Source organism: Flavobacterium melibiosi (genome assembly GCF_048158545.1).
GTDB classification, from domain to species: Bacteria; Bacteroidota; Bacteroidia; order Flavobacteriales; family Flavobacteriaceae; genus Flavobacterium; species Flavobacterium melibiosi.
Map to the genome: position 1 here is coordinate 100,550 of NZ_JBLNKU010000013.1, position 14,488 is coordinate 115,037.

Sequence of the window (14,488 nt, forward strand, 5' to 3'; positions counted from 1 at the left end):
CTTAAAATCTTTTGCAAAATGTTGAGTTTAGTTATAAATTAATAATTTTACTTCGTAATTTACAAATACAGAATTAAAATGAAAAAATCGTTATTGATACTGTTTCTTTTTATAGGGACATTAGGCTATTCCCAAAACTGGAGACTCAATTTTGAAGAAGCTAAAGCAGAAGCTGTAAAAGAAAACAAAAATATTCTTTTGGTTTTTTCAGGTTCAGATTGGTGTGCACCTTGTATAAAATTGGAAAAAATAGTTTGGAAGTCAGAAGCTTTTCAAATAGAATCAGAAAAAAAATGGATAGTGTACAAAGCCGATTTTCCAAAGAAAAAAGCTAATCAATTATCTGCAGAGCTTACGGAAAGCAATAAAAAACTGGCTGAAAAATATAATAAAAACGGAAGCTTCCCATTAGTCGTTCTTCTAGACAAAACAGGGAAAATTATTGGAATGACCGGTTTTAAAAATGTTAGTGCTCCTGATTATATTAAACTAATTCATTCATTCGAAAAATAATGAAAAAAGGATTATTTGTTTGTATTTTATTTATCTCGTTCTCCTCTTTTGGGCAAATTATTCATAAAAGAAAATTGTCCATGTTGGGAAGTCCATTTGAAGTTACCGCTGTCGCAAATGATACAGTAAAAGCAAATGAATATATTGATTTGGCTGTAGCCGAAGTGAAACGAATAGAAAATCTAATTTCTGATTGGATTCCGGTTTCACAAATATCTGAAGTTAATAGAAATGCAGGAATTAAAGCCGTTAAAGTGGATGCTGAAGTCTACGATTTAATCGAACGGGCTATTAAAGTTTCCCAAATTACTTCTGGTGCTTTTGATATTTCCTATGCATCCATGGACAAAATCTGGAAATTTGATGGAAGCATGAAAACAATGCCAACTGAAGAAGCTATTAAAAAATCAGTTACTAAAATAGGTTATCAAAATATTATCTTGAACAAAAAAGGGCAAACTATTTTCCTGAAATTGGAAGGAATGAAATTAGGTCTTGGTGGTATTGGCCAAGGATATATTGCTGATAAAGTAAAAGAACTATTATATTCTAACGGATGTAAATCAGGAATTGTTAATGTTTCCGGCGATATTAGTGCTTGGGGAAAACAACCCGATGGAAAACCCTGGACAGTAGGAATTGTAAATCCTTTGAATAAAAATAAAATATTTGCTACTTTTCCTTTAGAAGATAGTGCTGTAGAAACTTCTGGTAGCTATGAAAAATATGTTATTTTTAACGGAATACGTTATTCTCATATCATTGATCCAAGAACGGGTTACCCGGCAGCAGGAATTGTGAGTGTTTCGGTTTTTGCAAAACAAACTGAGATTGCAGATGCCCTAGCAACTGGAATTTTTGTTCTTGGAGTAGAAGTAGGTTTGGATTTGGTCAACCAATTGAAAGGAATTGAGTGCATTATCGTTGATGATAAAGGGAAAATTCATTCGTCTAAAGGTATTGATATAAAAAAATATGAATAATAAAAACAATATAGAAATGATCAATAAAATAGCTTTTGCGTTTTTAATACTATTGGGGTTTCAATCGTGTACAGCCGTAAAAGAATACGATAAAATAACCATTAATGATCCTGATATGAAACTTTCTGCTAGAACTTCAGAAAGATATGAGACCGCTTTTCAAGTATATAGAGAAGCTGCAGCTGGAGCTAATGGAGGTAAGTCTGGAGGCGGTTGCGGTTGTAACTAATTTTTAAAGCGCCCTAACTAAAATTTAATACCAAGCTATTTCAAATGAAAATAAAAATTATTTTGCTTTTCGTCCTCTTTACAACAATTGCATTTGGTCAAGAAGTTGATACTACTGTAGTATTCAAAAAAAGGGTTTTAGAGAGTACTGAAGTTGATTTTTTAGCCAGTTATTATAATCAAGATGGAAAAAAATCAGCTGTTTCTGGCGGAATTGGTTCTGAAAAACTAACCGATATTACTTCAAATATTGTCGTAGCCATGCCTTTGAATGATGATGATGTTTTGACCATTGATTTGGGAATATCAGCCTATTCATCGGCCTCTTCAAGTAATATAAATCCATTTAACGCCACTGGTGCTTCAGGAGGAAAAGGTGATGATGACGATAATGAAAATAACAATAACGTAAATAATGGAGCAAATGCTATAGCCCCTTATGGGACACCTTGGCAAGCTTCTTCCGGAGCTTCAAAAAGTGATCAATTAGCGGCAGTAACTGTAAATTACAGTCATAGCAGTGATTCGAGAAATTTTATCTGGAATGCTGATGTTTCTTTTTCAAATGAATATGATTATACTTCTGTAGGTTTTGGTGGTGGAATCGCTACTCTTTTTAATGAAAAAAATACAGAACTTAGTTTGAAAGCTAATGTATATCTGGATCAATGGAGACCAATTTATCCAACAGAACTGCACGAATATTCAAATTATGGTGCTAATTTTTTAAATCAAGGTTATTTTAGTGGCGTGACCGTTTTAGACCAAAACGGACAATCATCAACCAGTTATTTACCTTCCGCATTTAAAACAGTTAATGGCGTTAACAGAAACTCTTATTCGGCATCATTTGGTTTTTCTCAAGTACTGACAAAAAAATTACAATTTTCAATTTTCTTTGATGTGTTACAACAACAAGGATTACTGTCTACACCGTATCACCGAATTTATTTTGCAGATAAAGCCAATTATTACATTGGACAAGCACAGTACATAAATAGTTACGAAAGTCCAAGTAATTCAGGAGTTTATAAACTGGCTGATGATATAGAAAGATTACCGGATTCCCGTTTTAAACTGCCAATTGGAGCACGACTGAATTACTATATCAGTGAACGATTTGTATTACGAACCTATTATCGTTTTTATTCTGACAATTGGGATATCCAGTCACATACTGCCAGTATTGAACTTCCTATAAAGTTATCAGAGAAATTTACCGTTTTTCCAATGTATCGCTATTACACTCAAACGGCAACAAAATATTATGCGCCTTACGAAACCCATTTATCAACCGAAGAATTTTATACGTCAGATTCTGATTTAGCAACATTTGATGCTAATCAATATGGTTTTGGCATAAATTACACTGATATTTTTACGGGGGCTAAAATCTGGAAATTTGGTTTAAAAAATATTGATTTCAGGTTTAATCACTACAAAAGGAGTGATAATTTAACTGCAAATATTGCCACTATTGGCTTTAAGTTCATAATGCAATAAATAATGAAAATTCTAATAGTTGAAGACGAAATAGGAATTGCTAATTTTCTTAAACAAGGTTTAGAAGAGGAAGGCTATGACGTTTTGGTTGCTAATGACGGTAAAACGGGTTATGATTTGGCTTTAAGCCAAAAAGTAAATGTAATTCTCCTAGATTGGATTTTGCCAAAAATGATGGGAATTGAAGTCTGTAAATCCATTCGGAAGACAGATTCAAAAACCCCAATTATATTTCTTACCGCAAAAGATACCGTTCAGGAAACTATTGAAGGTTTAAAAGCCGGTGCCAATGATTACATCAAAAAACCATTCAGTTTTGATGAGCTGCTGGAACGTATTAAAATTCATTTCAGAAATGAAAATGAAAACGACGAAATGAGTCTTGGCAACATTAAAATTATAAAATCAAAGCATCAAATTCTTGTCGATAATCGCGAAATTTCCTTTACCCAAAGAGAATTTGAATTATTAGTTTACCTCATTAAAAACAAAGGGAAAGTATGTACTCGAAATCAAATTATTGAAGACGTTTGGGACATCCATTTCGAATATGATACTGGGGTAATTGATGTTTTTATGAATGCAATTCGAAAGAAACTCAACCTCAATAAGGATGAAGAGCTCATAAAAACTATTCGGGGTGTGGGGTATATTGCTAATGATTTAAATTAAGATATGTTTTCATTTTCATACAAAAATAGAATTGCTTTCAATTATATCTTGAGTACGGGATTGTTGATTTCAGTAGTCTTTTTTGTGATTTATCAAATTATAGATTTTAGCGTTAACACGCACATCAATGACGATATTCAAATGGAAGTGGAGAAACATCTTGAAGAAATTGAAATTGACAGAAACAATACGTATTTAATTCAAGTCGACCAATGGCGCGCGCGAGAACATAATACGGTAAATGTAAATCCTGTTTTCGTACAATTTTTTGACATTAATGATAAACTGATCGATAAATCCCCAAATCTTAAAGGGCTTCAACTAAAATTGTATGATTATAAATTAGACAATAAATTCATTGATACACATCTAAACAATAAGCCAATACGACAAATACAAGTCCCGCTTTTTGATAATAAAAAAATTGTTGGACATCTTTTTGTAGCCATGTCGCTTGACGATGCAACCATGATTCTGACCAATTTGAGAAATACCCTTTTTATTGCGTTTCCGTTAATATTAATCGTATTATTTCTAATAGCCCGATTGATTGCCGGTAGAAGTATTAAACCGGTAGCCATGATTACCAAAACTTCCAGCAGAATTACAAAAGATAATCTTAAAGACCGAATCGAATTACCCAATAACAAGGACGAGTTGTATGTACTTTCTAAAACAATAAACGATTTATTAGATCGAATTGAAAACGCCGTAGAACGAGAAAAACAGTTTACCTCCGATGCTTCCCATGAGCTTAGAACTCCTCTTACTGTTCTTAAAGGAACACTTGAAGTATTGATTCGAAAACCTAGAAGTCAAGAGGAATACGAAGAAAAAATAAACTATAGTATCTCTGAAGTAAATCGATTAAATAATTTAGTAGATCAATTGCTTTTATTGGCCCGATTCGAAAACCAAAAACAAAGTTTAAAAATTGAAAAAGTCTATTTGAATGCTTTAATTCTCGATACTTTAACACTGTATTCCAGTAAAATCAACACTAAAAAAGTTAACGTAAAACACTTATTTTTAGACAATTTTTATATCAATTCCGATAATTATTTGGTTTCTATTATCATCAGTAATATTGTTTCAAATGCAATAAAGTATTCTAATGAAAATGGTGAAATTTCGATACTGCTTTCGCAAAAAAATGGTAAAACCATTTGTTCCATTTCAGATAATGGAATTGGCATTGCCAAAGATGATTTGGATAAAATTTTCAACCCATTTTATCGTTCCGATCCTACCGATCATCCTGAAATTAAAGGGTCCGGTTTGGGACTATCAATAGTAAAACGAATTGCCCAATTACTCCATATCGAATTTGAAATACAAAGTGAAGTCAATAGAGGATCCACAGTTATTTTAAGAATTTCTTAAGTTAATACTTAAATTTATGCTTTACATTTATACTTTCTTTAACTGCATTTGCACAATGAGAAATTAATGGATAAATATTTCACAAGAGGTTATTCGCTTATTTAATCTCCTTATAAAACAAGGAATTTAATTAACTAAAACTTAAGTAAGTATGGTATTTCATTTAAAATAAAATCTAAAAAGTACTTATATTTGTTTCGTGAAATTTTTAAAAAACATAATAGCTTTAATTATTTGCCTACAACTAACGGTTCCTTTTGTTGTTGAGGATAGTTTACGTTTACCTATTTTGGTTTCACATTTTATTCAACACACTTATAATCAAAAAGATGTTACTCTCATCCATTTTTTGACAGATCATTATTTTGACAAACATCATGATGAGAAGCAAGATGATCATGGAGATTTACCTTTTCATAGTCATTCGGATTTTTCTTCTAATCAAAATTTAGCAATAAATTTTGAAATAAAATTATTCAAATTTATTCCTAACTACTATTTTAAAGAACCACAAAAAATAGCTTTCTTGCAAAACTATTTTTCTTCAAGTGTTCTATTATCTGTTTGGAGGCCACCAAAATATTGTTAATTATTTTAATGTTTTTTTACAATTCATCTTCGTATATACATTGATGACGATTTGTATTACAGCATATTCTTAGAAAAATAATTAATAATTATAAATTATGTTGAATAGAATAATTGAATTTTCAATCAAAAATAAACTTATCGTTAGTCTTTTTATTGTCGCTCTTATAGGATATGGGAGTTATCAATTTACCAAATTACCAATTGATGCCGTTCCTGATATTACAGATAATCAAGTTCAGGTAATCACTTCAGCACCATCATTGGGTGCAACCGATATTGAAAGACTAATTACCTTTCCAATAGAACAAGCCAATAGTAATATTCCTGGACTGAAAGAAATTCGAAGTTTTTCTCGTTTCGGTTTATCAGTGGTTACCATTGTTTTTGATGATGCAACTGATGTGTACTGGGCTAGACAGCAAGTTACAGAACGATTAAGTGCTGTTAAAGACCAAATTCCAAAAGGTATTGGTGATCCATTTCTTGCACCAGTGACAACAGGACTAGGCGAAATTTACCAGTATGCTGTCCGAACAAAACCCGGTTACGAAAAAAAATATGATGTAACCGAGTTGAGAACCATTCAAGATTGGATTGTTCGTCGTCAATTATTAAGTGTTGAAGGTGTTGCAGAAGTAAGTAGTTTCGGTGGAAAATTGAAACAATTTGAAATTGCCATAGACCCGAATAAATTGCAATCATATAATATTACAATTACGGATGTTTTTACTGCTTTAGAAAAAAACAATCAAAATACGGGTGGTGCTTATATCGAAAAAGGGCCTAAAGTTTTATACATCCGAAGTGAAGGATTAATTAGTACTATCGAAAATATAAAAGATATTTCTATTAAAAACACGAATAGCGGTAGTCCTTTATTTATTCGGGATGTAGCTGATGTTCGTATTGGTAGTGCTATTCGATATGGTGCAATGACTTTTAATAAAAAAGGAGTGCAATCCGGTGAAGTTTCGGGTGCTGTTGTGATGATGTTAAAAGGTGCCAATAGTAATGTGGTTATTAAAAACATTAAGGATCGTATCGCACAAATTGAAAAAACACTACCTGAAGGCGTTATTCTGGAACCATTTCTAGACCGAACAAAAATGGTGAATAATTCCATTTCAACGGTAGGAACAAACTTATTGGAAGGAGCATTAATTGTATTGTTTGTTTTAATTTTCTTTTTAGGAAATTTAAGAGCAGGATTAATTGTAGCATCGGTTATTCCACTGGCAATGTTGATAGCGGTTATACTGATGAACATGTTTGGGGTGAGCGGTAATTTAATGAGTTTAGGAGCATTAGATTTTGGATTAATTGTGGATGGTGCAGTTATTATTGTTGAAGCGTGTTTGTTTAGTTTACACAGCAGGAAAGCTTCTCAAATCTCACAGCAAGACATGGACAACACCGTATTAAATACCTCAATAAAAATGCGAAATGTATCCGTATTTGGAGAGTTGATCATATTAATCGTGTACATTCCCATTTTTACTTTGCGTGGTATTGAAGGGAAAATGTTTTTACCAATGGCACAAACTATTGCATTTGCATTATTTGGTGCTTTTATATTGTCGTTGACTTATGTTCCGATGATGACTGCTTTATTTTTGAATAAAAATATATCCCACAAAAAAACTTTTTCAGATAGAATGATGGAAAAATTAGAAAATTTCTATCAACCCCTTCTTAACAAAGCATTGGGAATTCCAAGAGCAATTATAGGCGCAACTTTGGGTTTATTTGTTTTAGCCCTGATTACACTTTCGTTTATGGGTGGCGAATTTATGCCCTCATTGGAAGAAGGCGATTTCGCAGTAGAAACAAGGGTTTTGCCGGGAAGTAATTTGCAAACTTCAATGACTGCTATTTCACAAGGCGCAAAAATACTACTAGAAAAATTTCCAGAAGTGGAGAAAATTGTAGGAAAAACTGGAAGTAGCGAAGTGCCAACTGATCCAATGCCCATTGATGCCAGTGATATGATGATTATTTTAAAGGACAAAAGCGAATGGACTTCTGCCAAAACTTTTGATGAATTATCAGAAAAAATGGCAAAGGAATTGGAAGCCGTTCCAGGTGTTTCTTACGGTTTTCAATATCCCGTACAAATGCGTTTCAATGAATTGATGACAGGCGCAAGGCAAGATGTAGTTTGTAAAATATTTGGAGAAAATTTAGATACCCTTGCTTTATACGCCAATAAATTGGGCAAAATTGTAAATACAGTTGAAGGAACTTCTGACCTTTATGTTGAAACCGTTACTGGAATGCCTCAAATAGTAATTGACTACAATCGGGCAACAATAGCACAATATGGTTTAAATATTGAAAATATTAATCGAATAGTAAACACCGCATTTGCAGGACAAAGCACAGGAGTCGTTTACGAAGGCGAAAAAAGATTTGATTTAGTAGTTCGTCTAGAAGGCGAAAAACGTCAGGATTTGGCGGATGTTCAAAATTTATTAATTCCTACGCCAAATGGTTCGCAAATTCCATTGTCACAATTAGCAAAAGTTGAAATTACCGAAGGCCCAAATCAAATACAAAGAGAAGATGCCAAACGTAGAATTGTTGTTGGTTTTAATGTTCGGGGCCGTGATGTGCAAAGTATTGTAACAGAATTGCAAGGTAAAGTTGAAACCCAAATCAAATTTCCTGCGGGTTACTATCCAACGTATGGTGGTGCTTTTGAAAACTTAAACGAAGCCAAAAACCGTTTGATGATTGCTGTTCCAGTTTCATTATTATTAATATTCATTTTGCTCTATTTTGCATTTAATTCAGTAAAACAAGGACTATTGATTTATTCTGCAATTCCACTTTCGGCAATTGGAGGTATTTTCTTTTTAGCATTGCGGGGAATGTCTTTTAGCATCAGTGCGGGAGTTGGTTTTATTGCTTTATTTGGTGTAGCCGTTCTGAATGGATTGGTATTGATTGCAGAATTCAACAGCATACGAAAATCGGGTGAAACCGATTTAAAAGCGATTGTTTTACAAGGTACCAAAATACGTTTACGTCCTGTATTAATGACTGCATTTGTAGCATCATTAGGTTTTTTACCCATGGCATTAAGCAATGGTTCCGGTGCAGAAGTACAAAAACCTTTGGCAACTGTGGTAATTGGTGGATTGTTGATTGCCACATTTTTGACCTTATTTGTTTTACCAATTTTATACATTATGTTTGAAAAAGGAATTAAATTAAAACCCAAAAAGATAAAATCAATTACAACAATCATTATATTGGGACTATTTTTTTCTTTTCAAAATGCAAATGCTCAGGAAAAAATTTCAATTCAGAAAGCTATTCAAACGGCTCTTTCAAATAATATCAAAATTAAAAACGAAAAACTAAATTCAGAGTACTTGCAAAAAATGACCAAAACAGGCTATGATATTTCCAACACGGGAATTATTGGCGAATACGGTCAGTTTAACAGCAATGTAAACGATGTGAAAATTGGTATTTCGCAAAGCATAAAATTTCCAACTGTTTACAAAAGGCAGAAACAACTTTTAATAGAAGAAGCCAAAAAAGGGCAATGGAACGAAGCATTGCAGAGAAAGGAATTGACCAGAAAAGTAACAATCGTATTTTACGAAATGATTTATCTAAAAGAAAAGGAAAAATTGTTGCTGAAAAGTGATAGTATTTATTCCGAATTTTTAAGAAAATCAACACTTCGTTTTGATAAAGGAGAAAGCAATATATTAGAAAAAGCAACCGCCGAAAATCAATCAGGACAAGTAAAAATTCAACTTCTGGAATTACAAAGTGATTACAAAATAGTACAATCGCAATTCAAGTATTTACTTAATACGGATAAAGACTTTGAGCCATTTTCAGATAAATACAAAATGGATTTTGAAGAAAAGTTAGATGAAAATACAATTGCTAATCAACCCAGTCTAAAATTAATTGAGCAAGAAGTAAATAGCAATAAAGCCGAAATTTTATTAGAAAATTCCAAAAAAATACCCGAATTAATTGGGGGTGTTTATTGGCAAACTTTTAAAACTAATACTGCGTTTCAAGATAGTTATAATGGCGTTTATGGACAATTTGGAGTGGCACTTCCGTTATTCAACACAGCAATAAATAACAAGAAAAAAGCATTAGAGATAAACACTCAAATAGCTGAAAATAATTTAAATAATGAGAAACTAAAACTGCAAAGTAAGTATCTGGAATTAGTACAAGAACATAAAAAACACAAAGAAACTATTGCCTATTATGAAAGTCAAGCCTTAAAAAATGTTGATTTAGTAACTGATGCTGCCAATAAAAAATTTATAAATGGCGACATCAATTATCTAGAATGGGTAATGTTGATTAATCAAAATACCGAAATTCAAAGCAACTATATTGAAGCAATTAGAAAAATTAATGAAACGATTCTTAATTTAAGAAACTTAACAACAAAATGAAAAATACAGTCATTACTTTAATAGTATTACTTTTTCTTTCCTCGTGTGGCAACAAGAAAACTGAAAGCGAAACAACAGAAAAGCCAACTATCGAAAACACGACGACTCTTACCGATGCACAAATAAAAAATGCAGGTATTAAAACGGGGAAAATCGAGCAAAAAGAAATTTCATCTACCTTAAAATTAAATGGAAAAATAGATGTGCCGCCTCAAAATTTAGTGTCCATAAGTGTGCCGATGGGTGGTTATTTAAAATACACCAAACTTTTAGAGGGAATGTATGTAACCAAAGGACAAGTATTGTGCGTTGTAGAAGATCAACGATACATTCAACTGCAAGAAGATTACCTTTTGGCAAAAGCAAAAATAGGGTACGCAAAAGCCGAATTCGAAAGACAAAAAGAACTCAACCGAAGCAAAGCCAGCAGCGATAAAGTGTATCAACAAGCACAATCAGAATACAACTCACTATCGGTAATGGTACAATCGTATGGAGAGAAATTAAAATTCGCAGGGATAAATCCAAGTAATGTTTCTACAAAGAATATTTCAAAAAGCATCAATATTTATTCGCCAATAAGCGGTTATGTATCTAAAGTAAACGTAAATATTGGCAAATATGTAAACCCAAGCGATATCTTATTTGAGATTGTTAATCCTTCGGATATTCATTTGGCATTGACCGTTTTTGAAAAAGACATTAATAAATTAGCAATTGGCCAATCGTTGTTTGCTTACACCAACACCAATCCGGAGAAAAAATATCCTTGCAAAATTATTCTGATAGGTAAAGATTTTTCAGAAAACAGAAGTACCGAAATACACTGCCATTTTACAGATTATGACAAAACACTTTTACCGGGAATGTATATGAATGCCGAAATAGAATTAAACAGTCAGCAATCAAATGTATTACCATCTGATGCTATTGTGAATTATGAAAACAAGAATTATATTTTTGTTGCCAAACAAAACAAACAATTTGAAATGAAAGAAGTTACAACAGGAAATACCGAAAATGGATTTACTGAAATTATTTCAGAGGATTTGAATGAGACGACTATTGTGATTAAAGGTGCTTATTCACTTTTAATGAAAATGAAAAATATGGAAGAATAAAATTTTAGATTTATAATCTGAACGGAATAATTTTTAAAATTAAAATCTTTAAATTGGTGAAATGAATAGTGTGGAAAATACTGATATAAATTATTTATTTAGAAAAGAATACTAATATGGATTTAGACAAACTAAAAGAGCAATTACAGACAGAAGTAGATACTTCCTTTTTGTATGATAGTATTGCAGCAATTCAATCAGATGACAATCTTACAAGAGTTTTACGAGGATTGTCGGATATAGAAAAAGGTCATGCTAAACACATGTTAGATAAAGTATTGACTTTGGCGCCGAATTATAAAATGCCTTTGCCTTCAGGAAGAGCTAAATTGCAATTGAAATTAGGTAAAATTTTTGGATATGGTGCAATCATTAGCAACCTTTCGAGTATTGAAAAACAATTTGCGGTTAATGCCATAAAAAACAAAATTGAAAACGGGGAAAAGCCAACAGGTTTTGAACACAATCACCTTAATATTATTGAAGCGGTGAACAATAATGCTGCTTTAAATGTGTCTGGTGGTTTTTTATCTAAATTTGAAAGTAGGCATAAATCAGTTGGCGGTAACGCTTTGCGAGCTGCAGTTTTAGGTTCTAATGATGGATTGGTTTCTAATATGAGTTTGGTCATGGGAGTTGCTGGCGCTGCAGTTTCTAATAATACAATATTGTTAACCGGGATTGCAGGACTTTTGGCGGGAGCAATTTCAATGGCTTTGGGCGAATGGCTTTCGGTACAAAGTTCCAGAGAACTCAATCAACGCCAAATAGAGTTGGAAACAGAAGAATTAGAAGCTTCACCTGAAGAAGAAAAAAAAGAATTAGTATTGCTTTATCAAGCCAAAGGAATGAATGCAGTTGAAGCACAAAAATTGGCAGACAAGGCCTTTGAAAATCCTCAAACGGCAATTGACGCTATTATTACGGAGGAATTGGGAATTGATAAAGAAGAATTAGGTGGTTCAGCCTGGGAAGCGGCAATAGCTTCATTCGTACTTTTTGCCATTGGAGCCATTATTCCATTATATCCCTTTATGTTTTTGGATGGAAAAAATGCCATTTTATTGAGTGTAGGAAGTAGTGTTGTTGGACTTTTTGGTATTGGTGCCGCAATTACCTTATTGACAGGAAAAGGCGTTTTATTTTCCGGATTTAGACAAGTTTCTTTTGGATTGGTTGCTGCTGCGGTAACCTATGGAATTGGCTCACTAATTGGAGTTTCATTAGCTGGATAAAATAAGTAACAGTTTAGAATAGTAATCCATATGATTTTACAAATTTAAATTTTTTAAACCTTAAACAAATTATATTATGAATGATGCTCACTTACACATGGTAGTAAACCATTTTCCAATAATTGGAACGATTTTAGGACTTGGGATTTTAATAACTGGGATAATTTTAAAGAATAATTCAGTAAAAAATACCGCTTATGCTTTATTTATAGTTGCAGCACTTTTTGCACTTGCAAGTATGTCTACTGGTGAAGGAGCAGAGGAAATGGTTGAAGACATGCCTAATATTGGGAAAAGAATAATTCACGAGCATGAAGAAATAGCAGAAAAGCTAGCGATTGTGTTATATTTGCTTGGAGCGATTTCAATTTTAGGTATAGTTTTAAATATAAAAAATCATTCTAAAGCTAAATTTATCTCTTTTGTAGCGGTTATTATAGCAATTTTAGGTGTTTATTTAACGACTTTAGTTGGAACTTCAGGTGGTGAAATTCGTCACACTGAAATTAGAGAAGACAGCACTGATTCAGTTGTTAAAAATAGTCTTGATTCAGAAAAAGAAACTCCTGTTTCAAATAAATCGGAGCCAAAAGAATACGATAGATAGTATTAATTTAACAATAAAATAGCTTTAAGTTAAATTAAAAATTGGATTCTAAATCATTTATCTCTTATATTTGCAGAAGAATTTAAGATCAATACAATTACACAAAACATGTTAACAAATAAATTACATCACCATCATTTTCATTATTGCTCTCAAGCGATGTGTTAATGTTATGTTTGTAAATCATCATAATCTAAAAACCCGTTTGAGTACATCAAGCGGGTTTTTTATTGCCTAATATTTGTACTCAATCATAATATTCTAAACAAAAAAACAAAAACTAAACAAAAAATGAGTACACTAAAAATTGCAATTCAAAAATCAGGACGTTTAAACGAGGACAGTATTCAAATTCTAAAAGATTGTGGAATTTCTATAAACAATGGAAATGACCAACTTAAAGCATCAGCTTCCAATTTCCCATTAGAAGTGTTGTATTTAAGAAACTCCGATATTCCTCAATATTTAATTGATGGAGTCGTGGATGCTGCGATTGTTGGCGATAATCTTTTGGTTGAAAAAGGAAAAAATATTGAAGTTGCGGAAAAACTAGGTTTTTCTAAATGTAAAGTTTCGGTAGCGGTGCCTAAAAATTTCCAATACAATTCGGTAAAAGATTTGGATGGATTGCGAATTGCTACTTCATATCCAAATACTGTTTTAGACTTTTTTAATTCTAAAAATGTAACTGTTGATTTACACCAAATTTCAGGTTCGGTAGAAATTGCTCCAAATATTGGTCTTGCTGATGCAATAGTGGATATTGTTTCTAGCGGAAGTACTTTGTTTAAAAATAATTTGAAAGAAGTAGAAGTTATTTTTAAAAGTGAAGCAGTTTTGGCTATTTCTCCAAAAATAACAACAGAAAATAAAGCTATTTTAGACAAATTGCAATTCAGAATCCAATCCGTTTTAAGAGCGCGTAAATCAAAATACATTTTGATGAATGTGCCAAATGATAAAATCGAGCTTATCAATAAAATTTTGCCTGTATTAAAAAGTCCAACTGTAATGCCTTTGGCACAAGAAGGTTGGTCAAGTGTACACACCGTTATTGAAGAAGACCGTTTTTGGGATGTTATTGATCAATTAAAAGAAGCTGGAGCTGAAGGAATTTTAGTTTGTCCAATTGAGAAAATGGTACTTTAAAAGTTTTAAATTATAACGTATTCTATTTAAGAATTCATTGTGAACTTTACAAAAGCCTTTGTGA

General features: G+C 32.3%; 12 protein-coding genes. All 12 read left to right on the forward strand.

Annotated elements, in window-relative coordinates:
• The first annotated feature begins 78 nt into the window (after positions 1 to 78).
• The 12 genes from ACM55F_RS15060 to hisG all read left to right on the forward strand — a co-directional run bounded on the left by ACM55F_RS15060 (position 79) and on the right by hisG (position 14,424).
• Positions 79 to 513, forward strand: a complete 435-nt coding sequence (locus ACM55F_RS15060; RefSeq protein WP_416854639.1) for a thioredoxin family protein — start codon at positions 79 to 81, stop codon at positions 511 to 513.
• Positions 513 to 1,496 (forward strand): FAD:protein FMN transferase, encoded by a 984-nt coding sequence (locus tag ACM55F_RS15065; protein ID WP_416854640.1) that lies wholly within the window; start codon positions 513 to 515, stop codon positions 1,494 to 1,496. Before ACM55F_RS15060 ends, ACM55F_RS15065 begins: the two co-directional genes overlap by 1 nt.
• A gap of 16 nt (positions 1,497 to 1,512) precedes the next feature.
• Positions 1,513 to 1,725 (forward strand): DUF4266 domain-containing protein, encoded by a 213-nt coding sequence (locus tag ACM55F_RS15070; RefSeq protein ID WP_416854676.1) that lies wholly within the window; start codon positions 1,513 to 1,515, stop codon positions 1,723 to 1,725.
• 44 nt (positions 1,726 to 1,769) lie between these two features.
• Positions 1,770 to 3,227, forward strand: coding sequence for a DUF3570 domain-containing protein (locus ACM55F_RS15075; RefSeq protein WP_416854642.1), 1,458 nt, complete (start codon positions 1,770 to 1,772; stop codon positions 3,225 to 3,227).
• A 3-nt stretch (positions 3,228 to 3,230) separates the two neighbouring features.
• On the forward strand, positions 3,231 to 3,899 hold the full coding sequence (locus tag ACM55F_RS15080; protein ID WP_416854643.1) for a response regulator transcription factor: 669 nt from the start codon (positions 3,231 to 3,233) through the stop codon (positions 3,897 to 3,899).
• A gap of 3 nt (positions 3,900 to 3,902) precedes the next feature.
• Positions 3,903 to 5,282 (forward strand): sensor histidine kinase, encoded by a 1,380-nt coding sequence (locus tag ACM55F_RS15085; RefSeq protein WP_416854644.1) that lies wholly within the window; start codon positions 3,903 to 3,905, stop codon positions 5,280 to 5,282.
• Between the two features lie 199 nt (positions 5,283 to 5,481).
• On the forward strand, positions 5,482 to 5,871 hold the full coding sequence (locus ACM55F_RS15090) for a hypothetical protein (RefSeq protein ID WP_416854645.1): 390 nt from the start codon (positions 5,482 to 5,484) through the stop codon (positions 5,869 to 5,871).
• Between the two features lie 97 nt (positions 5,872 to 5,968).
• Positions 5,969 to 10,312 carry a CusA/CzcA family heavy metal efflux RND transporter gene (locus tag ACM55F_RS15095; RefSeq protein ID WP_416854646.1) on the forward strand — a complete coding sequence of 1,448 codons (4,344 nt, stop codon included), beginning with the start codon at positions 5,969 to 5,971 and terminating at the stop codon, positions 10,310 to 10,312.
• Complete coding sequence (locus ACM55F_RS15100; RefSeq protein ID WP_416854647.1) at positions 10,309 to 11,433, forward strand: efflux RND transporter periplasmic adaptor subunit; 1,125 nt, start codon at positions 10,309 to 10,311, stop codon at positions 11,431 to 11,433. Before ACM55F_RS15095 ends, ACM55F_RS15100 begins: the two co-directional genes overlap by 4 nt.
• 116 nt (positions 11,434 to 11,549) lie before the next feature.
• Positions 11,550 to 12,668, forward strand: coding sequence for a VIT1/CCC1 transporter family protein (locus tag ACM55F_RS15105; protein ID WP_416854648.1), 1,119 nt, complete (start codon positions 11,550 to 11,552; stop codon positions 12,666 to 12,668).
• Positions 12,669 to 12,744: 76 nt separating this feature from the next.
• Entirely contained in the window at positions 12,745 to 13,275 is a 531-nt protein-coding gene (locus ACM55F_RS15110; RefSeq protein ID WP_416854649.1) for a DUF2231 domain-containing protein, read from the forward strand.
• Between the two features lie 291 nt (positions 13,276 to 13,566).
• Entirely contained in the window at positions 13,567 to 14,424 is an 858-nt protein-coding gene (gene hisG / locus ACM55F_RS15115; protein ID WP_416854650.1) for an ATP phosphoribosyltransferase, read from the forward strand.
• Positions 14,425 to 14,488 lie beyond the last annotated feature (64 nt).

What these genes read in the sequence shown, in the direction of transcription:
- ACM55F_RS15110 (WP_416854649.1), top strand. Translation starts at nt 12,745, where the DNA reads ATGAATGATGCTCACTTACACATGGTAGTAAACCATTTTCCAATAATT.
- ACM55F_RS15075 (WP_416854642.1), top strand. Translation starts at nt 1,770, where the DNA reads ATGAAAATAAAAATTATTTTGCTTTTCGTCCTCTTTACAACAATTGCA.
- ACM55F_RS15060 (WP_416854639.1), top strand. Translation starts at nt 79, where the DNA reads ATGAAAAAATCGTTATTGATACTGTTTCTTTTTATAGGGACATTAGGC.
- ACM55F_RS15070 (WP_416854676.1), top strand. Translation starts at nt 1,513, where the DNA reads ATGATCAATAAAATAGCTTTTGCGTTTTTAATACTATTGGGGTTTCAA.
- hisG (WP_416854650.1), top strand. Translation starts at nt 13,567, where the DNA reads ATGAGTACACTAAAAATTGCAATTCAAAAATCAGGACGTTTAAACGAG.
- ACM55F_RS15100 (WP_416854647.1), top strand. Translation starts at nt 10,309, where the DNA reads ATGAAAAATACAGTCATTACTTTAATAGTATTACTTTTTCTTTCCTCG.
- ACM55F_RS15065 (WP_416854640.1), top strand. Translation starts at nt 513, where the DNA reads ATGAAAAAAGGATTATTTGTTTGTATTTTATTTATCTCGTTCTCCTCT.
- ACM55F_RS15085 (WP_416854644.1), top strand. Translation starts at nt 3,903, where the DNA reads ATGTTTTCATTTTCATACAAAAATAGAATTGCTTTCAATTATATCTTG.
- ACM55F_RS15105 (WP_416854648.1), top strand. Translation starts at nt 11,550, where the DNA reads ATGGATTTAGACAAACTAAAAGAGCAATTACAGACAGAAGTAGATACT.
- ACM55F_RS15080 (WP_416854643.1), top strand. Translation starts at nt 3,231, where the DNA reads ATGAAAATTCTAATAGTTGAAGACGAAATAGGAATTGCTAATTTTCTT.
- ACM55F_RS15095 (WP_416854646.1), top strand. Translation starts at nt 5,969, where the DNA reads ATGTTGAATAGAATAATTGAATTTTCAATCAAAAATAAACTTATCGTT.